Origin of the sequence: Pseudomonas extremorientalis, from assembly GCF_024584605.1 — a bacterium.
Lineage (GTDB): Bacteria > Pseudomonadota > Gammaproteobacteria > Pseudomonadales > Pseudomonadaceae > Aquipseudomonas > Aquipseudomonas extremorientalis.
The window spans coordinates 4,754,348-4,777,932 of sequence record NZ_CP089519.1 but is presented as its reverse complement, the minus strand read 5'-3'; the positions used below and the strand labels follow the sequence as shown (position 1 = coordinate 4,777,932).

The following is a 23,585-nucleotide window of genomic DNA, read 5'->3' as shown; positions in this document are numbered from 1 at the left end:
ACTTATGAGGATTGTTCCAATGGCGACTAACCGTTCCCAGCGTCTGCGCAAAAAACTGTGCGTTGATGAATTTCAAGAGCTGGGTTTCGAACTGAACCTGGACTTCAAAGAAGGCCTGAGTGAAGAAGCTATCGACGCTTTCCTCGAAGCATTCATCAAAGAAGCCATGGAAGCCAATGGTCTGGGCTACGTCGGCGGCGACGACTACGGTCTGGTTTGCCTGCAGAAGCGTGGCTCGGTCTCCGAAGAGCAACGTGCTGCCGTTGAAGCCTGGCTGAAAACCCGTTCCGAGCTGACCAAGGCTGAAGTCAGCCCGCTGCTGGACGTGTGGTATCCGGAAAAGCCGATCAACGCGGCTAAGTGATACTGAAAAAACGGCGACCCCAGGGTCGCCGTTTTTTTATGCCTTGCGCCAATTCAGAATCAGCAGCGTCAACACCCCCGCCACAATCCCCCAGAATGCCGACCCGATGGAAAACAGCGTCAGGCCAGACGCCGTGACCATGAAGGTGATCAGCGCCGCTTCACGTTCCTTCGGCTCATTCATGGCGATGCTCAGGCCATTGATGATCGAGCCAAACAGCGCCAGCGCCGCGATCGACAGCACCAGTTCCTTGGGCAAGGCTGCGAACAGCGCCGCCAAGGTCGCGCCGAATACCCCGGCAATCCCGTAGAACACCCCGCACCACACGGCTGCGGTATAGCGCTTGTTGCGGTCTTCATGGGCATGGGGCCCGGTGCAGATCGCTGCGCTGATGGCGGCCAGGTTGATGCCGTGGGAGCCGAACGGCGACAACACCAGAGATGCCAGCCCGGTGGCGGTGATCAGCGGCGAGGCCGGCACGTTGTAGCCGTCGGCCCGCAGCACGGCGATGCCGGGCATGTTCTGCGAGGTCATCGCCACCACGAACAACGGGATGCCGATGCTGATGGTCGCCGCCAGCGAAAAGTGCGGCGTGGTCCATACCGGCGTCGCCACTTCCAGGTGGAAACCGCTGAAGTCCAGCAGCCCCATCAACCCCGACAGCGCGGTGCCGATCAGCAGCGCGGCCAGCACCGCATAACGCGGCGACAGGCGCTTGATCACCAGGTAGGTGAAGAACATTCCCAGCACCAGCCCGGTGCGATGCTGCGCGGCGACGAAGATTTCGCTGCCGATCTTGAACAGGATGCCCGCCAGCAGGGCCGCCGCCAATGACGCCGGGATACGCTTGACCAGTTTTTCAAAGCTGCCGGTCAAGCCGCAGATCGTCACCAGCACCGCGCAGGTGATGTACGCGCCGATGGCTTCGCCGTAGCTCACACCGCCCAGGCTGGTGATCAGCAGCGCGGCACCTGGCGTCGACCAGGCAATGGTGATGGGGGTGCGATAGCGCAGGGACAGGCCGATGCTGCACACCGCCATGCCGATGGAGATCGCCCAGATCCATGAAGAAATCTGCGCCGTGGTCAAACCGGCGGCTTGCCCGGCCTGGAACATCAGGACCAGGGAGCTGGTGTAGCCGGTCATCATGGCGATGAAGCCGGCGACGACGGCCGAGGGTGAAGTGTCGGCCAGCGGGCGCAGAGGCGCTTGGGCGGCATCGGTCATGGACAGGTGTTCCTTTTACCAGGGAAGTTGCGGATTCAAGCCTAAACTCAAACGCAGCGACCCATTGCAATACAGCCGACGCCGCAAACAGCCGTACAGTGTGTTGGCGCATTGGGTTGTGTACAATGTGCCCTGTTTTTAGGTGATACTTGCCAGCGACACGCTGTTGCCGTATTACCGTTAATTCGCCGCCGTTCTCCAAACCCGAGTGCCCATGAACGAACAGTTGCAACCTCTCAAGAAACAACCGCGTGCCGGCAAGGCCGGTCGCAGCGGAACCCAGGACGATATCGTCTACGCGCATATCTTCGAGGCGATCCTCGAACAACGCCTGGCACCCGGTACCAAGTTGAGCGAAGAGGCACTGGGCGAAATCTTCGGCGTCAGCCGCACCATCATTCGCCGCGCGTTGTCGCGCCTGGCCCATGAAGGCGTGGTGCTGCTGCGGCCCAATCGCGGTGCGGTAGTGGCCAGCCCAAGCGTCGAGGAGGCACGCCAGGTGTTCCTCGCGCGGCGTCTGGTGGAGCGGGCGATCACTGAGTTGGCGGTGCAACACGCCACGGCCGAGCAACTGGCCGAACTGCGCCAGATGGTCAATGACGAACGCGACAGCTTCTCCCGTGGCGATCGCGGCGCCGGTATCCGTCTCTCCGGCGAGTTCCACCTCAAGCTGGCCGAAGCGGCGAAGAACGCGCCGCTGATCAGCTTCCAGCGCAGCCTGGTGTCCCAGACTTCATTGATCATCGCGCAGTACGAAAGCGGCAACCGCTCGCACTGTTCCTACGATGAACACACCCAGCTGATCGACGCAATCGAGGCACGGGATGCGGCGTTGGCAGTGAACTTGATGATGCATCACATGGATCACATCGACAGCAAGCTCAACCTCGATGAAGAGAGCGCGTCGGATGATCTGCATGCGGTGTTTTCGCATTTGTTGCAGACCAAGAAGCCGGGGCGTTCGTCCATAAAGTTGTAAATACGACCAACAATGTGGGAGTGGGCAAGCCCCCTCCCACATTTGTTTTGGGGTGTTTATGGGATTAGCGCTGGTGCACCAATTGCCCCGCCGCATAAGTCTGCAACACCGTCCGATCATCCCCCAGTGTCATCAATACAAACAACGTCTCGGCAATGTTCTTCGCCTGCTTCAGGCGATAGCTCAGCAGTGGCGTGGCGTTGTAGTCCAGCACCAGGAAGTCCGCATCGGTGCCCGGTTGCAGCGTGCCGATCTTGTCTTCCAGCCGCAGCGCCCGCGCACCGCCCAGGGTCGCCAGGTACAGCGACTTGAACGGGCTCAAGCGTGCGCCCTGCAACTGCATGACTTTGTAGGCTTCGTTCAGGGTTTGCAGCAGCGAGAAACTGGTGCCGCCCCCCACATCGGTGCCCAGGCCCACATTCAGCTTGTGCTTCTCGGCCATCGGCAGGTTGAACAAACCGCTGCCGAGGAAGAAGTTCGAGGTCGGGCAAAATGCGACTGCTGAACCGGCCTCTGCCAGCCGCGCGCACTCGTCATCACACAGGTGCACGCCATGGGCAAACACCGAGCGCTCGCCCAGCAACTTGTAGTGGTCGTAGACATCCAGATAGCCACTGCGCTCCGGGAACAGCTCCTTCACCCACTCGACTTCCTGCTTGTTCTCGCTGATGTGGGTCTGCATGTACAGGTCCGGGTATTCCCCCAGCAGTTGCCCGGCCAGTGCCAGTTGCTCCGGCGTACTGGTCGGGGCAAAGCGTGGCGTCACCGCATAATGCAGGCGGCCCTTGCCGTGCCAGCGCTCGATCAGCGCCTTGCTTTCCTGGTAGCCGGATTCGGCGGTGTCGGTCAGGTAGTCCGGCGCGTTGCGGTCCATCATCACCTTGCCGGCGATCATGCGCAGGTCGAGTTTTTCTGCCGCTTCAAAGAATGCATTCACCGATTGCGGATGCACACTGCCGAACACCAGCGCGGTGGTGGTGCCGTTGCGCAGCAGTTCCTTGATGAAGATATCCGCGACTTCTTCGGCGTGAGCCTTATCGGCGAACTGGCTTTCGCACGGGAAAGTGTAGGTGTTGAGCCAGTCGAGCAACTGCTCGCCATAGGCGCCGACCATGCCGGTCTGCGGCAGGTGGATGTGGGTGTCGATCAGGCCCGGGGTGATCAACGCGTCCTGGTAATGGGTGATGTCGATGTCGGCGGGCAAGGTCGGCAGTAAATCGCTGGCATGGCCGATGGCGCTGATTTGACCGTTTTCGATCACCAGCAGGCCGTCTTCGAAGTACTCGTAGGAGGCGTCGATGCCCACTTCAGCGGGGTCGGCGAGGCTGTGCAGCAGGGCGGCACGGTAGGCTTTGCGAGTCAAAGGCATGGTGATCTCATTTCAAATGGCTTGGCTGCGACGCGAGGCCGGCAGCAGTTTGGCAATGGGTTCGGCGCTGGCGGTGTGCTGGCCGAAATTGGCGTTATAGGTGGCGATGATTTCGCCGGCGATGGAGATGGCGATCTCCACCGGCAACTTGCCCTTCACCTCGGTGAGGCCCATGGGGCAGCGCATGCGTTGCAGTTGCGCGGCGTCGAAGCCGCGATCCCGCAGGCGATGTTCGAACTTGACGCGCTTGGTCTTCGAGCCGATCAGGCCGAAGTAGGCAAAGTCGTTGCGCTTGAGCAGGGCGGCGGTGAGTTCCAGGTCCAGCGCGTGGTTATGGGTCATGACGATGCAATAACTGCCCACCGGCAGATCGGCAATTTCGTCGACCGGCTCTTCGCTGACGATTTTACGTACGCCCTGGGGGATATGTGCTGGAAACTCCTGGTCACGGGAATCGATCCAGCGCACCCGACACGGCAGGCTGGCCAGCAACGGCACCAGCGCCCGGCCGACATGGCCGGCGCCAAACACCGCAATCTGCGCCTGCACCTGGCCCATGGGCTCAAACAGCAATACGGTCACGCCGCCGCAGCACTGGCCCAGGCTCGCGCCGAGGCTGAAGCGTTCCAGATGGGTGTTCTGCTGGCCGCGCACGAGCATGTCGCGGGCGATCTGCATCGCCTTGAATTCCAAGTGCCCGCCACCGATGGTGTCGAAGGTCTGGGCGGCGCTGATGACCATCTTCGAACCGGCATTGCGCGGCGTGGAGCCGAGCTCTTCGATGATGGTCACCAGCACGCAGGGTTCACCTTGGTTTTGCAGGTCGGCGAGGGCGCTGATCCAGTTATTCATGGTCACCTCTTGTGGTGTCTGTCAGGCCGCTATCGGGGGCAAGCCCCCTCCCACATTTGAAGGTATTCACAGATCAAAGTGTGGGAGGGGGCTTGCCCCCGATGGCAGCGCCTCGGTCTAAAGCGAAGCCATCTCGGTATCCGCCTCAACCACCTTCGCCGCAGTCAACTGCCGCATCTGCTCACACCCCCACAACACCCGCTCCGGCGTGGCCGGTGCATCGATCCTGGGCTGATGGCGATAGTCAGCCAGGCTCGCCACGGCATCCTTGATCGCGCACCACGAAGCAATCCCGAGCATGAACGGCGGCTCGCCCACGGCCTTGGAGTGGAACACCGTGTCTTCGGGGTTCTTGCGGTTTTCCACCAGCTTCACCCGCAGGTCCAGCGGCATGTCGGCCACGGCCGGGATCTTGTAGCTGGCCGGGCCATTGGTCATCAGCTTGCCCTTGTCGTTCCACACCAGCTCTTCCATGGTCAGCCAGCCCATGCCTTGGATGAAGCCGCCCTCGACCTGACCGATGTCGATGGCCGGGTTCAGCGAGGCGCCCACGTCATGGAGGATGTCGGTGCGTAGCATCTTGTATTCGCCGGTCAGGGTGTCGACGATCACTTCGCAGCACGCGGCGCCGAACGCGTAGTAGTAGAACGGCCGACCCCGTGACTGGCTGCGGTCGTAGAAGATTTTCGGGGTCTTGTAGAAGCCCGTGCTCGACAGCGACACCTGGGCGAAATACGCCTGCTGGATCAACGCCTCAAACGTCAGGATCTGCTCGCGCACGCGCACATGGCCGTTGTGGAACTCCACGTCCGCTTCGCTCACGTCGTACTTGCGTGCGGCGAATTCCACCAAGCGCTGCTTGATGGTTTCGGCGGCGTTCTGTGCGGCCTTGCCATTCAGGTCGGCACCACTGGAGGCGGCGGTCGGTGAGGTGTTGGGCACCTTGTCGGTGTTGGTGGCGGTGATCTGTACGCGGTCGATGTCCACCTGGAACACCTCGGCCACCACCTGTGCGACCTTGGTGTTCAAGCCCTGGCCCATTTCGGTGCCGCCGTGGTTCAGGTGGATGCTGCCGTCGGTGTAGATATGGATCAGCGCACCGGCCTGGTTGAGGAAACTCGCGGTAAACGAGATACCGAATTTCACCGGGGTCAGCGCCAGGCCTTTTTTCAGGATCGGGCTGTGGGCGTTGTACAGGCGAATCGCTTCGCGGCGCTCGGCGTATTGGCTGCTGGCTTCCAGTTCGGCGGTCATCTCGTCGAGCATGTTGTGCTCGACGGTCTGGTAGTAGTGGGTGACGTTGCGCTCGGTCTTGCCGTAGTAATTGGCCTTGCGCACCGCCAGAGGGTCCAGCGCCAGGTGGCGAGCGATGGCGTCCATCACTTCCTCGATGGCCACCATGCCTTGCGGGCCGCCGAAGCCGCGATACGCGGTGTTGGACGCGGTATTGGTCTTGCAGCGGTGCCCGTTGACGGTGGCGTCGCCCAGGTAATACGCGTTGTCGGCGTGGAACATGGCGCGGTCGACAATCGAGTTGGACAGGTCCGGCGAACAGCCGCAGTTGCCCGCCAGTTCCAGGTTGATCCCGTGCAGGCGACCGCTGTCGTCGAAGCCGACGTCGTATTCGATATAGAAGGGGTGGCGCTTGCCGGTCATCAGCATGTCTTCGACACGCGGCAGGCGCATCTTGGTCGGCTGGCCGGTCAGGCGTGCGACCACCGCGCACAGGCACGCCGGGCTCGCCGCCTGGGTTTCCTTGCCGCCGAAACCACCGCCCATGCGGCGCATGTCCACCACGATCTTGTTCATCGACACGTCCAGCACTTCGGCCACCAGTTTCTGCACTTCGGTGGGGTTCTGCGTGGAGCAGTAGACGATCATGCCGCCGTCTTCGGTGGGCATCACCGAAGAGATCTGGGTTTCCAGGTAAAAGTGTTCCTGGCCGCCGATGTGCAGGGTGCCCTGGATGCGGTTTTTCGCAGTGGCCAGTGCGCCGGTCGAATCGCCGCGCTGGTGGGTGTGACTGTCGAGTACGAAATGTTTTTTACGGAACGCCTCGACCACATCCAGCACCGGTTCAAGGTCTTCGTACTCGATTACCGCCGCCATGGCGGCCTTGCGTGCGGTTTCCAGGTCACGTGCAGCAACGGCCAGCACCACTTGGCCGACGAACTGCACCGTATCGATCGCCAGCAAGGGGTCGCCGGGCATCAATGGGCCGATGTCTTTAAGGCCCGGCACGTCCTCATGGGTGATGACAATGCGCACGCCGTCAATGGCGTAACAGGGGGCCGTATCGATGCTGATGATGCGGGCGTGGGCGCGGTCGGACATGCGCGCATACAGGTGCAACTGGTTGGGGAATTCCAGGCGGTCATCGATGTACTGCGCTTCGCCGGATACGTGCTTGGCGGCGCTGTCATGCTTGACGCTGCGGCCGACCCCGGAAGTAAGGTCCTGGGCAAACAGTTCGGCGAGTTCGGCCTGGGTTTTAACGACGGCGTGATGGTTAGACATAAGCGGTCACCCGAGTCTCGATGTGCGGTGTTTGCAGCTCAATGAAGTACTTGCGCAGCAGGTTCTGTGCGCTGAGCAGGCGGTATTCCTTGCTGGCGCGGAAGTCCGACAGCGGGGTGAAGTCCTGGGCCAGGGCGGCGCAGGCTTTCTCCACGGTAGCGCCGTTCCAGGTGGCGCCGACCAATACGGCCTCGCAGCTTTTGGCGCGCTTGGGCGTGGCGGCCATGCCGCCGAACGCCACGCGGGCCTCGCGGATCACGCCGTTGTCGAGCTTGAGGTTGAACGCGGCGCAGACGGCGGAAATATCGTCGTCCAGGCGCTTGGAGACCTTGTAGGCGCGGAACAGCGTGTGGCCCTTGGGCACGATGATCTTCTCGATGAACTCGCTGTCCTGGCGGGCAGTGACGCGGTAATCGATGAAGTAGTCCTCGAGTGCCAGGGTGCGGCGTGTCGCGCCTTTGCACAGCACAATCTGCGCGCCGAGGGCGATCAGCAGTGGCGGCGAATCACCGATCGGCGACGCATTGCCGATATTGCCGCCGAGGGTGCCCTGGTTGCGGATCTGCAGGGAGGCGAAGCGGTGCAGCAGGTCGCCGAAGTCCAGGTATTCGTGGTGCAGCGCGGTGTAGCAGTCGGAGAGGGCGGTGGCAGCGCCGATTTCCAGACGGTCGTCGAAGTCGTCGATGCGCTTCATTTCTTCAATGTTGCCGACGTAGATCATCACCGGCAAGGTGCGATGGAACTGGGTCACTTCCAGCGCCAGGTCGGTGCCACCGGCCAGCAGGCGGGCCTGCGGGTAGGCGTCGTAGAGGTCGGCCAGGTCGGCGACGGTGAGCGGCACCAGGCAGCGTTTGTCGCCGCTGTTGAGTTCACCGGTCTGGGTCGGCGCAATGGCTTTGAGGCGGGCGATGGTCTGCGCCTCACGGCTGTCGAACTGATCCTGGGGCTTGTTGCAGCAGGCCTGTTCGGCTGCGGCGAGGATCGGGCGGTAGCCGGTGCAGCGGCACAGGTTGCCGGCCAGGGCTTCATGGGCTTTCTGGCTGTCGGGCGCATCACTGTTCTTTTGCAGGGCGAACAGCGACATCACGAAACCGGGGGTGCAAAAGCCGCATTGCGAACCGTGGCACTCGACCATCGCCTGTTGCACGCTGTGCAGTTGGCCCTGGTGCTTGAGGTCTTCGACGCTGATCAGTTGCTTGCCGTGCAGCGACGAGACAAAGGTCAGGCAGGAGTTGAGGCTGCGATAACGGATCCGCTCGGCGCCTTGATCGTCGGTGTGCAACTCGCCGACCACCACCGTGCACGCGCCGCAATCGCCGCTGGCGCAGCCTTCCTTGGTACCGGATTTGCCCAAATGCTCGCGTAAATAGTTGAGCACGGTCAGGTTGGGGTCCAGGGCGTGCTCGCTACGGAGTTCCTGGTTAAGTAAAAACTGGATCACGGAAGGCCTCGCAGACTCATTATTGTTGTTAACCGCTTTGCGCCGAATCTAGTCATCTCTGACTTTTCGGTCAACGATTTTCTGACCAGAAGGTCAAGAAATTGCGATCGCAACACTTTCAATTATGGTTCAGTCTTCTGAAACCGGCGTTTTTGGGGGCTTGTGGCTATTCATCGTTGCTTATTCCGTGCCAAATTCGCCACGGTGGGCGTAGCGCCATCAGCCAGCCAATGCGCTACACTGCCGCGCTTGTACCGATAGAAGATTTTGAAGGGAAAACATGACGTTCAAGGCGCCGGACAGTCTCGCCGAGCAAATTGCTCACCACCTCGCCGAACGCATCATTCGCGGCGATCTCAAGCCTGGGGAGCGGATCCAGGAACAGAAGGTCACGCTGGCGCTCAATGTCAGCCGTGGTTCCGTGCGCGAAGCCTTGCTGATCCTCGAACGCCGCCACCTGATCGCGATCCTGCCGCGCCGTGGCGCCCATGTCACCGAGTTGACCGCGCACAAGGTGCAGAGCCTGTGCACCTTGATGGGCGAGCTGTACATCCTGCTCGGCAATGCGGTCGCCCAGGGCTGGCAGGTGCAGGCCGACATGGCGCCGTTCCTGCAGATCCAGCAGCGCCTGGTGACCAGTTACGAGCGCGAGGACATCCGCGCTTTCGTTGAAGAAAGCTTCAACGTGATGCGCGCCGCGTACCCCTTCGCCAATAACCCGTACTTGCAGGAAACCGTCGAGAACCTGCAGCCGGCGATGAACCGCGCCTATTACCTGGCCCTGGATCAGCGCAAGGCGTCCATGAGCGAATACCTGGCGTTGTTCGAGCAACTGCTCGCCGCCGTACTTGCCCGTGACTTGCCGCAGATCCGCCAAGTGCTCTCGGCCTACGGCGAGCGCAGTTGCTCGCTGGTCATTGCTGCGTTGGCGGACGCCTAAACGTGCGGCTCAAGTGCATCAAACTGGCGGGGTTCAAATCCTTCGTCGACCCGACCACGGTGAACTTCCCCAGTAACATGGCGGCGGTGGTCGGGCCCAATGGTTGCGGCAAGTCGAACATCATCGACGCCGTCCGCTGGGTGATGGGCGAGAGCTCGGCCAAGAATCTGCGCGGCGAGTCGATGACCGACGTCATCTTCAACGGCTCCACCAGCCGCAAGCCGGTGAGTCAGGCCAGCATCGAACTGGTGTTCGACAACTCCGACGGCACCCTGATCGGCGAGTACGCAGCCTACGCGGAGATCTCCATTCGCCGCAAAGTGACCCGCGACAGCCAGAACAGCTACTTCCTCAACGGTACCAAGTGTCGCCGTCGCGACATCACCGATATTTTCCTCGGCACCGGCCTGGGCCCACGCAGCTACTCGATCATCGAGCAGGGCATGATCTCCAAGCTGATCGAAGCCAAGCCCGAAGACCTGCGTAACTTCATCGAAGAAGCGGCTGGCATTTCCAAGTACAAAGAGCGCCGCCGCGAGACCGAAAACCGTATCCGCCGCACCCACGAGAACCTCGCCCGCCTGACCGACCTGCGCGAAGAGCTGGAGCGCCAGTTGGAGCGCCTGCACCGCCAGGCCCAGGCCGCCGAGAAGTATCAGGAATACAAGGGCGAGGAGCGCCAGCTCAAGGCACAACTGTCGGCCCTGCGCTGGCAGGCGCTGAACGACCAGGTGGGCCAGCGCGAAGCGATCATCGGCACCCAGGAAATCAGCTTTGAAGCCCTGGTGGCCGAGCAGCGCAATGCCGACGCCAGTATCGAACGCCTGCGTGACGGTCACCATGACCTGTCCGAGCGCTTCAATCTGGTGCAGGGCCGCTTCTATTCGGTGGGTGGCGATATCGCCCGCGTCGAGCAGAGCATCCAGCACGGCCAGCAGCGCCTGCGCCAGTTGCAGGATGACCTCAAGGAAGCCGAGCGCGCGCGCCTGGAGACCGAATCCCACCTGGGCCACGACCGCACCTTGCTGCTGACCCTGGGCGAAGAGCTGGACATGCTCACCCCCGAGCAGGAAGTCACCAGCGCCGCCGCCGAAGAAGCCGCCGCCGCCCTGGAAGAAGCCGAAGCCACCATGCACGGCTGGCAGGAGCAGTGGGACACCTTCAACCTGAAGTCTGCCGAACCCCGGCGTCAGGCCGAAGTGCAGCAGTCACGCATCCAGCAACTGGAAACCAGCATGGAGCGCCTGGCCGAGCGCCAGCGCCGCATGCAGGAAGAGCGCGCGTTGCTGTCCGCCGACCCGGAAGACGCGGCGATCATGGAACTGAGCGAGCAACTGGCCGAAAGCGAAATGACGCTGGAAGAGCTGGAAGCCAGCGAAGAACAACAAGTGGAGCGCCTGGAGCAATTGCGTCAGCAGTTGCAGCAGGCGACCCAGGCACAGCAACAGGCCCAGGGTGATTTGCAGCGGCTCAATGGCCGGCTCGCCTCCCTTGAAGCGTTGCAGCAGGCTGCATTGGACCCGGGCACCGGCACCGCCGAGTGGCTGCGTGATCAACATCTGGCCGAACGCCCGCGCTTGGCCGAAGGTTTGAAGGTAGAAGCCGGTTGGGAACTGGCGGTGGAAACCGTCCTGGGTGCCGACCTGCAAGCGGTGTTGGTGGATGACTTTGGCGGCTTCGACCTGGCCGGTTTTGCCCAGGGCGACCTGCGTTTGCTCAGCCCTGCCGCCGATGGCACGCGGGTGCCGGGCAGTTTGCTGGATAAAGTTGAAGCGGCGATTGATCTGTCGCCGTGGCTGGGCCAGGTCAAGCCGGTGGATTCCCTGGAGCAGGCCCTGGCCCAGCGCGGTCAGTTGGGCGCCGGCGAAAGCCTGATCAGCCGTGACGGCTATTGGGTCGGCCGCCACTTCCTGCGCGTGCGCCGCGCCAGTGAAGCGGAAAGCGGCGTGTTGGCCCGTGGCCAGGAAATCGTCAACCTGATCGCCGAGCGCGAAGAGCGCGAAGCCAGCCTGGAAAGCCTGGAAACCGAACTGCAAACCCTGCGTGCCACCCAGCGCCAGCAGGAGACCGGCCGCGAGCACCTGCGCCGCCTGTTGCAGGACGAAGCGCGCCAGCAAGGCGAACTCAAGGCCCAGCTCTCCGCGAGCAAAGCCAAGGTCGAGCAACTGACCCTGCGCCGCACCCGCCTCGACGAAGAAGTCGCGGAAATGGGCGAGCAGCGCGCCCTGGAACACGAACAGATCGGCGAAGCGCGCCTGCAGTTGCAGGAAGCCCTCGACAGCATGGCCCTCGACACCGAGCAGCGCGAACTTTTGCTGGCCCAGCGCGACAGCCTGCGCGAACGCCTCGACCGTGTGCGCCAGGAGGCGCGCCAGCACAAGGACCACGCCCACCAGTTGGCCGTGCGCCTGGGGTCGCTCAAGGCCCAGCACGCGTCCACCGCCCAGGCCCTTGAGCGCCTGGAGATGCAGTCCGAACGCCTGACGGAAAAGCGCGAGCAACTGAGCCTCAACCTGGAGGAGGGCGAAGCCCCACTGGAAGAACTGCGCCTGAAGCTCGAAGAGTTGCTCGACAAGCGCATGACCGTCGACGAAGAGCTCAAGACCGCGCAGATCGCCCTCGAAGACGCCGACCGCGAACTGCGCGACGCCGAAAAACGCCGGACCCAGGCCGAGCAGCAATCCCAACTGATCCGTGGCCAGCTCGAACAGCAGCGCATGGAGTGGCAAGCCCTGACCGTGCGCCGCAAGACCCTGCAAGACCAATTGCTGGAGGACGGCTACGACCTGCACGGCGTACTCAACACCCTGACCGCCCAGGCCAACGAGAAAGAAGCCGAAGAAGAACTGGAGCGCATTGCCGCACGTATCCAGCGCCTGGGCGCGATCAACCTGGCGGCCATCGACGAGTACCAGCAGCAATCCGAACGTAAACGTTATCTGGATGCCCAGGACGCCGATCTGGTGGAAGCCTTGGACACCCTGGAAAACGTGATTCGCAAGATCGACAAGGAAACCCGTAACCGTTTCAAGGATACCTTTGATCAGATTAATGGCGGTTTACAGGCGTTATTCCCAAAAGTTTTCGGCGGTGGCAGCGCTTACTTGGAACTGACGGGCGAAGATCTACTCGATACTGGGGTGACGATCATGGCGCGGCCTCCGGGCAAGAAGAACAGCACCATCCATTTGTTGTCCGGCGGCGAGAAAGCCCTGACCGCATTGGCCCTGGTATTTGCCATCTTCAAGTTGAACCCGGCGCCGTTCTGCATGCTCGACGAAGTTGACGCGCCGCTGGATGACGCTAACGTTGGACGCTACGCGCGGTTGGTGAAAGAGATGTCCCAGACCGTGCAGTTCATCTATATCACCCACAACAAGATCGCCATGGAAATGGCGGATCAGTTGATGGGGGTCACGATGCACGAACCGGGCTGTTCGCGTTTGGTGGCGGTGGATGTCGAAGAAGCGATGGCAATGGTGGAGTCTTGACCCATGCCGGCAAAGAATTTTTGTAGCGTGCGGTAAGAGGCTTTAACGGCCTGGCGAAAGTGGCAAATGGACATATTTGTTCAAGGCATTTTGACAGACGGTGTAAAGTTATCTTTGGTCGTGCTAGTTTAATGTCAAATTTTCGTATGCGTGGGCAAAACGTCAGTCAGAACATAGAGTTGGCGCCACGTTTTAAAGCGGTTTGCACGTTGCTAAACCCCTTATTTTTCAGCATTTTTTATTAGAGGCACGGGATTACATGGAAATCGGTCTGCGCGAGTGGCTGATCGTCATCGGCATTATTGTCATTGCCGGTATTCTTTTTGATGGCTGGCGCCGGATGCGCGGTGGCAAGGGCAAGCTCAAATTCCGTCTGGACCGCAACCTGTCCAACTTGCCTGACGACGACGGCAGCGCCGAGCTGCTGGGGCCGCCCCGTGTGCTGGACACCCATAAAGAACCGCAATTGGACGAGCACGACTTGCCGTCGATGAGCGCGCCGGTGCGTGAAGCCCGCGAGCCGTCGCCCAAGCGTGGTAAGCGCACCGCTCCGGTGGTCGCGGAACCGCGCCAGGCCGACCTGGACCTGGACGTCAATGACGGCCCGAGCTTCAGCAGCCGCGATGATGATTTCCCGGACGAGAACGCCGGCAAGAACGCGCCGCGCCAATCCGTGAACGACCAGCCGGCCGCCGAAGAAGTGCTGGTGATCAGCGTGATCTGCCGCGACGCTGCTGGCTTCAAAGGCCCGGCCCTGTTGCAGAACATCCTCGAAAGCGGCCTGCGGTTTGGCGAGATGGATATCTTCCACCGTCACGAAAGCATGGCCGGCAACGGCGAAGTGCTGTTCTCCATGGCCAATGCGGTCAAGCCGGGCACCTTCGACCTGGACGATATCGACCTGTTCAGCACCCCGGCCGTGAGCTTCTTCCTCGGCCTGCCAGGCCCGCGTCACCCGAAACAGGCGTTCGACGTGATGGTGGCCGCGGCCCGCAAGCTTTCCCAGGAACTCAATGGCGAGCTCAAGGACGACCAGCGCAGCGTGCTGACCGCCCAGACCATCGAGCACTACCGCCAGCGCATCGTCGAGTTCGAGCGTCGCGCCCTGACACAGAAGCGCTGAGGTCCGATCTTAAGCGTTGCCTGTAGAATCCGTGCACTAACATATTGAGCAGCTTCGGCTGCTCTTTTGCTTTATGAGAGAACACCCATGACCGCCGCCCACACCCGCATCCTCGAACTGCGCGCTGAACTGGATCAGCACAACTACCGCTACCATGTCCTCGACGAGCCGAGCATTCCGGACGCCGAGTACGACCGCTTGTTCCACGAGCTCAAGGCCCTGGAGGCCGAGCACCCGGAACTGGTCACGCGGGATTCACCGACGCAGCGAGTCGGCAGTGCGGCGCTGTCGGCGTTCACCCAGGTCAAGCATGAGATCCCGATGCTCAGCCTGGGCAACGCGTTCGATGAAACCACCATGCTCGAGTTTGATCGCCGGGTCACCGAAGGCCTCGACCTGCCGGTGGGCGACCTGTTCGGCGGTGGCGCAGCGGTGGAATACAGCTGCGAACCGAAGCTGGACGGCCTGGCGGTCAGCCTGCTGTACCAGGATGGCGAGCTGGTTCGCGGCGCCACCCGGGGCGACGGCACCACCGGCGAGGACATCAGCGTCAACGTGCGCACCGTGCGCAATATCCCGCTGAAACTGCACGGCAGCGGCTGGCCGGCAACCCTGGAAGTGCGCGGCGAAGTGTTCATGTCCAAGGCCGGTTTCGAGCGACTCAACGCCGCGCAACTGGAAGTCGGCGGCAAGACCTTCGCCAACCCGCGCAACGCCGCCGCCGGCAGCCTGCGTCAGTTGGACTCGAAGATCACCGCCAGCCGCCCGCTGGAGTTCTGCTGCTACGGCGTGACCACCGACATCAGTGATACCCACATCGGCAACCTGCAACAGTTGAAGAAGTGGGGCATGCCCATCAGTCATGAGCTGAAGCTGGCCAAGGGCATTCAGGATTGCCTGGAGTACTATCGCGACATCGGTGAGCGGCGTAACAGCCTGCCCTATGAAATCGACGGCGTGGTGTTCAAGGTCAATAGCATCGCCTCCCAGCGTGAACTGGGCTTCCGCGCCCGCGAACCGCGCTGGGCCATCGCGCATAAATTCCCGGCCATGGAAGAGCTGACCGAACTGCTCGACGTGGAATTCCAGGTTGGCCGCACCGGCGCCGTGACGCCTGTGGCGCGCTTGAAGCCGGTCAAGGTTGCGGGCGTGACCGTGTCCAACGCCACCTTGCACAACATGGATGAAGTCGCGCGCCTGGGCCTGATGATCGGCGATACCGTGATCATCCGCCGCGCCGGTGATGTGATCCCGCAAGTGGTTTCGGTGGTCACCGAGCGCCGCCCGGAAAATGCACGCGCCGTGCAGATCCCCGAAAGCTGCCCGGTGTGCGGCTCCCATGTGGAGCGCACGCAACTGGTCAAGCGCAGCAAGGGCAAGGAAACCGTCAGCGAAGGCGCGGTGTACCGTTGCGTCGGGCGCCTGGCCTGTGGCGCGCAGCTCAAGCAGGCGATCATTCATTTCGTCTCGCGCCGCGCCATGGACATCGATGGCCTGGGTGACAAGACCATCGAGCAACTGGTGGATGAAAAACTGATTGGCTCACCGGCCGACCTCTACAAGCTCAAGTACGAGCAGATCATCGACCTCGAAGGCTTTGCCGATATTTCCAGCAAGAAGCTGATCACCGCTATCGAAAACAGCAAGACCCCGACCCTGGCGCGGTTTATCTATGCCCTGGGCATTCCCGACGTGGGCGAGGAGACCGCCAAGGTGTTGGCGCGTTCGCTGGCATCCCTGGAGCGCGTGCAGAAAGCCTTGCCGGCAGTGCTGACGTACCTGCCGGACGTGGGTCTGGAAGTGGCGCACGAGATCCACAGCTTCTTTGAAGACAGCCATAATCAGGACGTGATCGGTGCGCTGCTGTCGCCAGACGAATGCGGCCTGCAATTGCAGGACCAGGGCGACCTGAGTGCCGAATTCGCCGCCAGTACCACGCTGGGCGGCTTGCTCGACAAGTTGCATGTGCCAAGCGTCGGCCCCGGCGCCGCGCAGAAACTTGCGGACAAATTCGGCACCTTGGAAGGCGTGATCAAGGCCGACTGGCTGGATATGCGCCAGGCGCTGCCCGAAAAGCAGGCCAAGGCTGTGCGTGAGTTCTTCGATAACGCAGACAACGCCAACCATGCCCTGGCCATCGAGCAGCAGCTCAAGGACTTCGGCATGCACTGGTTGAGCGAGAAGAAGGTCGTCGAAGGCTTGCCCGAAGCGGGGCACACCTGGGTGCTCACCGGTTCCCTGGAACTGATGAGCCGCGACGTGGCCAAGGAAAAACTCGAAAGCCTCGGCGCCAAGGTAGCGGGTTCCGTCTCGGCGAAAACCCACTGCGTGGTGGCGGGGCCGGGCGCCGGTTCCAAGCTGGCGAAGGCGAGCGAGTTGGGCCTGAAGGTACTGGATGAAGAAGCCTTCGTCGCCTTCCTGGCCAAGCACAACATCACGGTCTGATCCGGGCTTTGTGGCGAGCGGGCTTGCCCCGCGTCGGGCTGCGCAGCAGCCCTCTCCCAACCATCACCAAAGTGGAACGATCCTGAACAGAAAGTGATCTAGTCTCAGTCACCCAGGGAGAGATCGCCATGTTCCGCTACTTCGAGCAACTCAGTTCTCGCATCGCTGCCCCCTTCGTAGCCGGCACATCCCGCGACAGCAAGGTGTGGCAGTGCCGCTGCGGCCAATCTCTGTTCTTTCGCAACAGCCAGTGCCTGGCCTGCCAGGCGCTGCTGGGCTACCAACCCCAGCAAGCCCGGCTGGACTCCCTGCAGCCCGGCCCGGTCGAAGGCACATGGCTGCAGGACGGCAACCTCGACGCCGGCGCCTTCCGTCGCTGCGCCAACCTCGACACTCCGGCCGCCTGCAACTGGCTGATTCCGGCCCACAGCACCGCGCCGCTGTGCGTGGCCTGTAGCCTGAACCGCACCATTCCTGATCTGTCGATCCCGGAAAACCATGAACGCTGGCGAAAAGTCGAAACCGCCAAGCGCCGGTTGGTCGCGCAATTGATCAGCCTGGGTTTGCAAGTGGTGCCCAAAAGCGTCGACGAAGACACCGGCCTGGCCTTCGATTTTGTCGGTATCGACCTGGAAGGCAACGCGCCCATGACCGGCCACGCGAACGGCCTGATCACCCTCGACATCAAGGAGGCCGACGACGCCCACCGTGAAAAGGTCCGCGTCCAGATGCGCGAACCCTACCGCACGCTGCTCGGTCACTTTCGCCATGAGGTCGGCCATTACTACTGGGATCGCCTGATCGCCAATACCCATTGGCTAGAACCGTTTCGCAACCTGTTCGGCGACGAACGTGCCAGTTATGCCGACGCCCTCGACCAGCACTACCAGCACGGTCCACGTGCCGACTGGCAGCAAACCTGCGTCAGCGCCTACGCCACCATGCACCCCTGGGAAGACTGGGCAGAAACCTGGGCGCACTACCTGCATATGATGGACGCCGTCGACACCGCCCTCGGCTTTGGCATGAGCGCCCGCGAGATGGACCTGGATTACCAGCCATTTCCCCTCAGCACGCTCTATGATCCCGAACACCCTGGCGGCGCGGCATTCCTGTCATTCGTCAACGCCTGGATCGAACTGGCCGGCATGCTCAACGAACTGTCGCGCAGCATGGGCCAGCCGGATTTCTACCCCTTCGTGCTGCCACCGGCGGTGATCGCCAAGCTGCATTTCATTCACCTGGTGATCCAGGAAGAAGGCGGCCGGGCAGATGAGGTGGTACTGGCACAATGATGAGCACTGTGGGAGGGGGCTTGCCCCCGATGGCGCTGGGTCAGTCACCTGTTTATTGGCTGATGTACCGTCATCGGGGGCAAGCCCCCTCCCACAGATGCTGTTGGCGGTGACAAGTACTTGAACCCCTTCATATTTTTAATCCGTCCCCAACGGTTGTAACTTCCGATGAGATCGGTACAATGGCCCCGCTTGCCGAGAGGCAGGCGTCGTTATGGTGACCCCATCGGTCCCCCCGCAACGATTACCCGTGAACCTGGTCAGAGCCGGAAGGCAGCAGCCACAGCGGGAACATTGTGTGCCGGGGTGTGGCTGGTGGGGTTGCCTCCATAACGCTCTTCCTTGCAGTACCTGTTCAAATTCAAATCAAAAATGCTTTCACGCCATCTGCCATCGGGCAGTCCATGGCGGCATACTCCAGTGCCTGGCATCCGGAGACAGCACACGTGGAAAAAGTCGACGACCTCACTCGCGAAAAACTGCGGGAATGGCAGATGCGCCGCCTGGAGATCAAGGACCGCATTCAATCCCACCCTGAGCAGACCCTGGAATTGTCGAGGGTGCTGGACCTCATGGACGACGAACATGCGGAAATCCTCAGCCAGGCGGAAATGATCCGCTCTGCGCAAGTGGCTGATGAGCCCGCGCAGCCACCGCTGGCGGGCGCTTGCACGCTGCAATTGAACGTGGTCGCGCAGAGCGCCGAAGACTTGCGTCGCTTGCTCGATATGGCTGTGTTCGAACTCCAGCAACAGATCAATGCGATGGCGTCTGCGGCTGGCGCAGGCCCTCATTGCGGCGGTATGTCGGGCTCGCTGGGCGAGTATCGGTTTGAACTGGGCGGTCAGGGCAATGCCTGACTCCCTGGCGGCGAGGCACTATGCAACCTGAACACTTCGATTTATCCAGCCCGGTCTTCCTGCCTGTCACGGAGCAAACCTGCACGGCCCTGCTAGGCTCGGACGGCGCCCAGGCCCTGGTCGGCCTGACGAATCCGGAGCTGGCCGCCGTACTGGTCATCCAGAACCTGGCCCAGGCCGCGGAAAAAGACCTGACCTGCGCGGGCGCCGAGCGCATCCTGTCCAAATTGCTCGACTGGTCGGTGGACACGCAGGCAGGGGGCGCCGCGACGCTGCTGTCCGAAGCCCAGCGACTGTTCGACCCGCGCAAGCTCTACTTCGGTTTCAACGCGCTGAAAAGTGTCAACCTGCGCCTGTTGTCGGCGGAAGAGGTCGCCGCGCGGGATTACCTGCTGCCTACGGGAAAATGGGATATCGGCTACAAGGTCCGCCACCTGCGCAGCAATGACCCCTTCAGCCAGCAGATGATCACGCCCCGCCAGCGTGAGCGCTGGCTCAGCCCGGCCCAGGACAAACTGGTGCGTACCTTCCGCGCCAACCTCAACGAAGATTTGCACGTCCAAGGCTACGCCGGCATCGGCAAGAGCCACTTGCTCGGCGCCTTGATGGAGTGCCTGCGCCCCGCTCAGACCCTGGTGCTGGCCCGCACGGGGGCAAAACTGGCGACCCTGCGTGAGCGCATGGGGCTGGGGAAGGACAGCAAGGCGGGTTCGACCTTCGCTGCGTTCGCCAAGGCGCTGCTGCAGGGGCCACGCCCTTCCGTGCAGGGCACGCCGGGCAGGTTGCCCGGCAAACATGAAGTGTCTGAGGCCCTGAATATCCACGGCTGGCGAGGGCACGAGGGCGTGGCGACGCTGGATATCTGTCTGAAGGTGCTCGAAAGCTATTGCCACTCCAGCCATCACAGCCTGTCGGCCAGGCACCTGCCGCATTTCAAGCACCCGTTGTCCAGCGTGGATACCCAGGCGTTGCTGGAGTATTCCAGCCGGTTGTGGACGTACCTGGAGGCCAACCCACAGTGGGCCGGCCAGACTGCTTTCGCGGCGCTATGGCTGATCAAGCGTGCGAGTCTCGAAGGCTGTGTGGTGCCGCCTCGCTATACCCATGTGTTGATCGATGAAAGCCAGGACATCCCGCCTTCGTTGCTGCAGATCATCGAGCGTGGCCGCCAAGTCTTGATCACCCTCGGCGATGAATACCAATTGGCCAGCGGTGTGATGGTGCGAAGAAAGCGCGAAGTCCGACACACCGACATCAATTATTCGGTGCGCTCGGGTCGCAACGTCGAGCGCCTGGTCAACCCATTGATCAGTGTGCACTCACAAAAGTGCAAGACCCCCTTCGAAGGCGCACGGGATGCGGACGTCGGCATCGAACATTACCCCCAGGGCTTCGTACCGCCGGAAGGCTGCGTGGTGTTGACCGCCTCCCATTGGGACACCATGAAATGGGCCATCCAGTTGCAGCAGGCCAACTGCCCGTTCGGGTTCTTCGACACTGCGGCGCAGCAGGATCTGCAGCGTTTCATGATCAGCGTCATTGCCTTGTTCAAGCCGGAGTTCTACAGCAACGAGCACAACGACAACGGCCCTCACGCCTATTTCAGTGATATGCAAGACTGGCAACAGGTGCGCGACGCCAGCCAGTTCGACGAGGCGTTTCTGTGGGTCGAGAGCGAGCTGGAAAAAGGCTTCAATGTCGCCGACATCACGCGCTTGAACCGGCTGGGCGGCGTGCCCGGCAAACGTTGCCTGCTGATGCTGGCGGCAGAGGCGGGCGGCATGGAGTTTGACCGGGTGCTACTGACGCCCGAGTTGCTGACCAACGTGAAGTTCAAGGACGCCTACGCGTTCGACCAACGGCTGTGCGAGGTGTATATCGCCATTTCCCGCGCGCGGATGCAGCTTTACCTGCCTTACGACGTGGTCGAGTGGATTGATTTCCACACGTATCAGAAAACCCGGGAGTTCCACGGTTACTGATTGATTTAATTCGGCTGTTTCACAACTTTTGCAGGTCGCTCTGGACAACCCAAAACCACCTTGCTAGTTTCCGCCAGCTACTTGTTTCAGAGTGTGACAAGTACGCGAGGTTGATATTGAAGTGCCATCACTTCTTTAACTAACAAGGATGTCTGTGATGAAAAGCCTGCAAGGGTTGCCCCGTCTTATCAGTGCTTCGGTAGGCGCGCCCGGCAAAGCCCGCAACTTGCCCGCCGATGTGCAGTGCGTCCAGTACTTATTCAATCTGATCATTCCGAAAATGGGTTTCCCGCTGGCCGAAAACGGCAAGTGCGATGGCCAATTGGTGCAATGCATCAGCCAGTACCAATTCCGTCATCTCAAATATGCCCACCCTGATGGCGTGATCGACCCGACTGGTAAGACCTTCAACAGCCTGATCGAAGAAGCGGTGAAAGTGCCGGTGAAGGCGTTCCCGAGTATGCGTATCCCGAGCTTTCTGAATGTGTTCGGCAACAATCAGGGCGACGCAGTGCAGGCCACGGTCAATGTGTACCTGGACCGCATGCGCGCGATGATCGAGGCCGAGAAGCGCAACCGCCAATTGATGCTGCAGGCCACGTGCGACGGGGGCATGACCCTCAGCGAGACGGATTTCCAGAATGCCGCTACGCAGTTGGGTGGCGGTATTTCGGTGAACATCATCAAGGCCTTCGCCACGGTGGAATCCGGCGGCCGTTCGGGTTTCGGCCCGGCCAAGTTGCCGGTAATCGCGTTCGAAGGGCACCTGTTTCGCAAGTACACCAAGCACATCTACGACCAGGCGCATCCGCTGCTGTCCTACCCCTACAAGAAAAAAGCCGGGCCGCAGTGGCAGACCAATAACAAGGACCAGACCAAGGCCTGGGAAACCATGGCCACCGCGTTTGCGCTGGATCAGGAAGCCGCGTTGATGTCGGCGTCCTGGGGCATGTTTCAGATCATGGGCTTCAACTACGCGTCCTGCGGCTACAAGACGGTGTTTGAATTCTCTGCGGCATTGAAAGTGAATGCCGGTAACCAACTAAAGGCCTTTCTCGGTTTTTGCAGCAAGAGCCCGGCGTTGATGAAAGCCATGAAAGCCAAGGATTTTACCGGCATGGCGCGTAACTATAATGGCGAGGACTATGGCAACTATGACGTCCTTATGCAGAAAGCCTACGAGAAACTTGAAGGGAAAAAATAAGATGATCCGTTTTCTAGCGATGGGCCTGTTGTCGTTGTGCGCCGTAGCTCCTGCGTTTGCCGGTTCGCCCGCGTTGCATTCGGGCAAGTACGAAGGGCTGATGCTGGCGGTGACGCCTGAGCATCAGGTGGAAGGTTACTACTCGGAGGAGATGGGCGAAGGCGTGACCCGCAGTTGCGCGTTCTACCTGCAGGGCAAACCCGCGGCGTTGACCACCTGGGCCGACGCCACCTACCCAGGCAGCGTGGCACCCTCGTCCGATGGCGTGACCCTGACCGTGGCAGAAGGCCGCCAGCATCCGGGTTGCCTCAATGTGCTGATGCCGGAGATCGCCACCGGCCTGGACCTGAGCCAGACCGCCAACACGAAATGGATCGGCCTGGTGAAGGTGTCCGCCGACAAGGCTTACCTGCTGAAAAACCCAAGCGCCAAGGCCGCCAAGCGTCCGTACATCGTCAAGAACGATGTGGTCGGGGTGCTGGCCTTCAAGGATGGCTGGGCCCAGGTCGAGTTCATCAATGCCGATGACCGTTCGTTTACCGGGTGGATCAGTCAGGATCAGTACAGCCGCCTGGCGGCACCCAAAAGCTGATCAGCCGAAGGTTTCGCGCAACAACCCGGCAAACGCATCCCGTGCCAGGTGCCGCTGGGTGTCCTTGTGCCAGAACAGCAGGTTGTCCACCGCCTGCAGTTCCTCGAATCGGTACGACGCCAATTGGTTGGCCTGTTCATAGCGGGCCAGGATGCCCTCCGGCGCCAGTGCCACGCCAATTCCCGCACTGACACAACCGATGATCGTGCCCCAGCTGGCATAGCTGGCAATGGCCGGCTTGAACGCGTGGGGCTTGACCCAGTTCTCCAGCGCTGCCCGATAAGGGCAGCCGGGCGGCCATACCAGCAGGGTGCGGCCGGCCAGGTCTTCGGCGCTGTGGATCGGTGCGCTGGAGGCGCTGGCGATCAGCACCAGGCGTTCACTGTAGACCACGCTGTGTTCGAGCTTTGCGCGTTTGTTGCCCGCGGCCACCAGCGCCACGTCCAGGCGGTGGTGTTGCAGGTCATCGAGCAGTTCGCCCCAGGCGCCGGTCACCAGCTCCAGGCTGACATCCGGGTAGCGCCGATGGTATTCGGCCAGCAACGGCGGCAGGCGTCCGCTGGCGCTGGACTCCACAGCACCGATACGCAGGGTGCCACGGGGGATGGCATTGGCATCGACGGCGCGTTTGGATTCGTCCACCAGGGCCAGGATCCGTTCGCAATATTCCAGGAAGATCTCACCGGCCGCACTGATCGCCAGCCCGCGTCCGGCACGGATAAACAGCGGTGTGCCCAACTCGCTTTCCAGCTGCTTGATGCGCGTGGTGATGTTGGACGGCACACAATGCAATTGCACGGCGGCCTGGGCCACGCTGCCGGTTTGTGCCACGGCGCGCACCATTTTCAGTTGGGCCAGTTCCATTGCTCAGTTCCAGTGATTTCAGAAGTCAGAAACGGTTAAT

The 23,585-nt window shown here is 61.5% G+C and carries 17 protein-coding genes and 1 other RNA gene; 12 read left to right on the top strand and 6 right to left on the bottom strand.

Features of this window, described 5'->3' with window-relative positions:
• Window positions 1-19 precede the first annotated feature (19 nt).
• Window positions 20-364 carry a YggL family protein gene (locus LUU92_RS21420; RefSeq protein WP_010208515.1) on the top strand — a complete coding sequence of 115 codons (345 nt, stop codon included), beginning with the start codon at window positions 20-22 and terminating at the stop codon, window positions 362-364.
• A gap of 36 nt (window positions 365-400) precedes the next feature.
• Here LUU92_RS21420 and LUU92_RS21415 read toward each other — a convergent pair whose 3' ends face one another.
• Window positions 401-1,591, bottom strand: coding sequence for a benzoate/H(+) symporter BenE family transporter (locus LUU92_RS21415; RefSeq protein ID WP_058427362.1), 1,191 nt, complete (start codon window positions 1,589-1,591; stop codon window positions 401-403).
• Window positions 1,592-1,805: 214 nt separating this feature from the next.
• On the opposite strand from LUU92_RS21415, the gene LUU92_RS21410 reads away from it, so the two are divergent.
• The gene (locus LUU92_RS21410; protein ID WP_015885332.1) at window positions 1,806-2,570 is read left to right on the top strand and encodes a GntR family transcriptional regulator; all 765 of its coding nucleotides are present in this window, start codon (window positions 1,806-1,808) and stop codon (window positions 2,568-2,570) included.
• A gap of 64 nt (window positions 2,571-2,634) precedes the next feature.
• On the opposite strand, the gene guaD is transcribed toward LUU92_RS21410, so the two are convergent.
• From guaD to xdhA, 4 genes are all read right to left on the bottom strand, one after another.
• Window positions 2,635-3,939: a guanine deaminase gene (gene guaD / locus LUU92_RS21405; protein WP_071491392.1), complete on the bottom strand. Its 1,305-nt coding sequence runs from the start codon at window positions 3,937-3,939 to the stop codon at window positions 2,635-2,637.
• A gap of 12 nt (window positions 3,940-3,951) precedes the next feature.
• Window positions 3,952-4,791 carry a xanthine dehydrogenase accessory protein XdhC gene (xdhC, locus tag LUU92_RS21400; protein ID WP_071491391.1) on the bottom strand — a complete coding sequence of 280 codons (840 nt, stop codon included), beginning with the start codon at window positions 4,789-4,791 and terminating at the stop codon, window positions 3,952-3,954.
• Window positions 4,792-4,908: 117 nt separating this feature from the next.
• A complete protein-coding gene (gene xdhB, locus LUU92_RS21395; RefSeq protein ID WP_071491390.1) occupies window positions 4,909-7,308 on the bottom strand; it encodes a xanthine dehydrogenase molybdopterin binding subunit in 2,400 nt (799 codons plus the stop codon).
• Complete coding sequence (gene xdhA, locus LUU92_RS21390) at window positions 7,301-8,749, bottom strand: xanthine dehydrogenase small subunit (protein WP_257102613.1); 1,449 nt, start codon at window positions 8,747-8,749, stop codon at window positions 7,301-7,303. Before xdhA ends, xdhB begins: the two co-directional genes overlap by 8 nt.
• A 280-nt stretch (window positions 8,750-9,029) precedes the next feature.
• Between xdhA and LUU92_RS21385 the strand changes: the two genes are divergently transcribed.
• From LUU92_RS21385 to LUU92_RS21340, 10 genes are all read left to right on the top strand, one after another.
• Window positions 9,030-9,689: a GntR family transcriptional regulator gene (locus LUU92_RS21385; RefSeq protein WP_058427357.1), complete on the top strand. Its 660-nt coding sequence runs from the start codon at window positions 9,030-9,032 to the stop codon at window positions 9,687-9,689.
• Window positions 9,690-9,691: 2 nt separating this feature from the next.
• Window positions 9,692-13,180, top strand: coding sequence for a chromosome segregation protein SMC (gene smc / locus LUU92_RS21380; RefSeq protein WP_257102612.1), 3,489 nt, complete (start codon window positions 9,692-9,694; stop codon window positions 13,178-13,180).
• 259 nt (window positions 13,181-13,439) lie between these two features.
• Window positions 13,440-14,303 (top strand): cell division protein ZipA, encoded by an 864-nt coding sequence (zipA, locus tag LUU92_RS21375; protein ID WP_071491386.1) that lies wholly within the window; start codon window positions 13,440-13,442, stop codon window positions 14,301-14,303.
• 87 nt (window positions 14,304-14,390) lie between these two features.
• The gene (gene ligA / locus LUU92_RS21370; RefSeq protein ID WP_092242776.1) at window positions 14,391-16,748 is read left to right on the top strand and encodes an NAD-dependent DNA ligase LigA; all 2,358 of its coding nucleotides are present in this window, start codon (window positions 14,391-14,393) and stop codon (window positions 16,746-16,748) included.
• A gap of 128 nt (window positions 16,749-16,876) precedes the next feature.
• On the top strand, window positions 16,877-18,043 hold the full coding sequence (locus LUU92_RS21365) for a zinc-binding metallopeptidase family protein (RefSeq protein WP_222540242.1): 1,167 nt from the start codon (window positions 16,877-16,879) through the stop codon (window positions 18,041-18,043).
• Window positions 18,044-18,267: 224 nt separating this feature from the next.
• Window positions 18,268-18,364, top strand: an RNA gene (gene ffs / locus LUU92_RS21360) — signal recognition particle sRNA small type.
• Between the two features lie 125 nt (window positions 18,365-18,489).
• Window positions 18,490-18,903, top strand: a complete 414-nt coding sequence (locus LUU92_RS21355) for a hypothetical protein (RefSeq protein ID WP_071491383.1) — start codon at window positions 18,490-18,492, stop codon at window positions 18,901-18,903.
• Window positions 18,904-18,923: 20 nt separating this feature from the next.
• Window positions 18,924-20,885 (top strand): hypothetical protein, encoded by a 1,962-nt coding sequence (locus tag LUU92_RS21350; protein WP_257102611.1) that lies wholly within the window; start codon window positions 18,924-18,926, stop codon window positions 20,883-20,885.
• A gap of 157 nt (window positions 20,886-21,042) precedes the next feature.
• On the top strand, window positions 21,043-22,089 hold the full coding sequence (locus LUU92_RS21345; RefSeq protein WP_058427350.1) for an N-acetylmuramidase family protein: 1,047 nt from the start codon (window positions 21,043-21,045) through the stop codon (window positions 22,087-22,089).
• A 1-nt stretch (window position 22,090) separates the two neighbouring features.
• On the top strand, window positions 22,091-22,681 hold the full coding sequence (locus tag LUU92_RS21340) for a hypothetical protein (protein WP_092242797.1): 591 nt from the start codon (window positions 22,091-22,093) through the stop codon (window positions 22,679-22,681).
• On the opposite strand, the gene LUU92_RS21335 is transcribed toward LUU92_RS21340, so the two are convergent.
• The gene (locus LUU92_RS21335) at window positions 22,682-23,545 is read right to left on the bottom strand and encodes a LysR family transcriptional regulator (RefSeq protein WP_071491380.1); all 864 of its coding nucleotides are present in this window, start codon (window positions 23,543-23,545) and stop codon (window positions 22,682-22,684) included.
• Window positions 23,546-23,585: the final 40 nt, after the last annotated feature.

What these genes read in the sequence shown, in the direction of transcription:
- LUU92_RS21420 (WP_010208515.1), top strand. Translation starts at nt 20, where the DNA reads ATGGCGACTAACCGTTCCCAGCGTCTGCGCAAAAAACTGTGCGTTGAT.
- LUU92_RS21415 (WP_058427362.1), bottom strand. Translation starts at nt 1,591, where the DNA reads ATGACCGATGCCGCCCAAGCGCCTCTGCGCCCGCTGGCCGACACTTCA.
- LUU92_RS21410 (WP_015885332.1), top strand. Translation starts at nt 1,806, where the DNA reads ATGAACGAACAGTTGCAACCTCTCAAGAAACAACCGCGTGCCGGCAAG.
- guaD (WP_071491392.1), bottom strand. Translation starts at nt 3,939, where the DNA reads ATGCCTTTGACTCGCAAAGCCTACCGTGCCGCCCTGCTGCACAGCCTC.
- xdhC (WP_071491391.1), bottom strand. Translation starts at nt 4,791, where the DNA reads ATGAATAACTGGATCAGCGCCCTCGCCGACCTGCAAAACCAAGGTGAA.
- xdhB (WP_071491390.1), bottom strand. Translation starts at nt 7,308, where the DNA reads ATGTCTAACCATCACGCCGTCGTTAAAACCCAGGCCGAACTCGCCGAA.
- LUU92_RS21385 (WP_058427357.1), top strand. Translation starts at nt 9,030, where the DNA reads ATGACGTTCAAGGCGCCGGACAGTCTCGCCGAGCAAATTGCTCACCAC.
- zipA (WP_071491386.1), top strand. Translation starts at nt 13,440, where the DNA reads ATGGAAATCGGTCTGCGCGAGTGGCTGATCGTCATCGGCATTATTGTC.
- ligA (WP_092242776.1), top strand. Translation starts at nt 14,391, where the DNA reads ATGACCGCCGCCCACACCCGCATCCTCGAACTGCGCGCTGAACTGGAT.
- LUU92_RS21365 (WP_222540242.1), top strand. Translation starts at nt 16,877, where the DNA reads ATGTTCCGCTACTTCGAGCAACTCAGTTCTCGCATCGCTGCCCCCTTC.
- LUU92_RS21350 (WP_257102611.1), top strand. Translation starts at nt 18,924, where the DNA reads ATGCAACCTGAACACTTCGATTTATCCAGCCCGGTCTTCCTGCCTGTC.
- LUU92_RS21345 (WP_058427350.1), top strand. Translation starts at nt 21,043, where the DNA reads ATGAAAAGCCTGCAAGGGTTGCCCCGTCTTATCAGTGCTTCGGTAGGC.
- LUU92_RS21340 (WP_092242797.1), top strand. Translation starts at nt 22,091, where the DNA reads ATGATCCGTTTTCTAGCGATGGGCCTGTTGTCGTTGTGCGCCGTAGCT.
- LUU92_RS21335 (WP_071491380.1), bottom strand. Translation starts at nt 23,545, where the DNA reads ATGGAACTGGCCCAACTGAAAATGGTGCGCGCCGTGGCACAAACCGGC.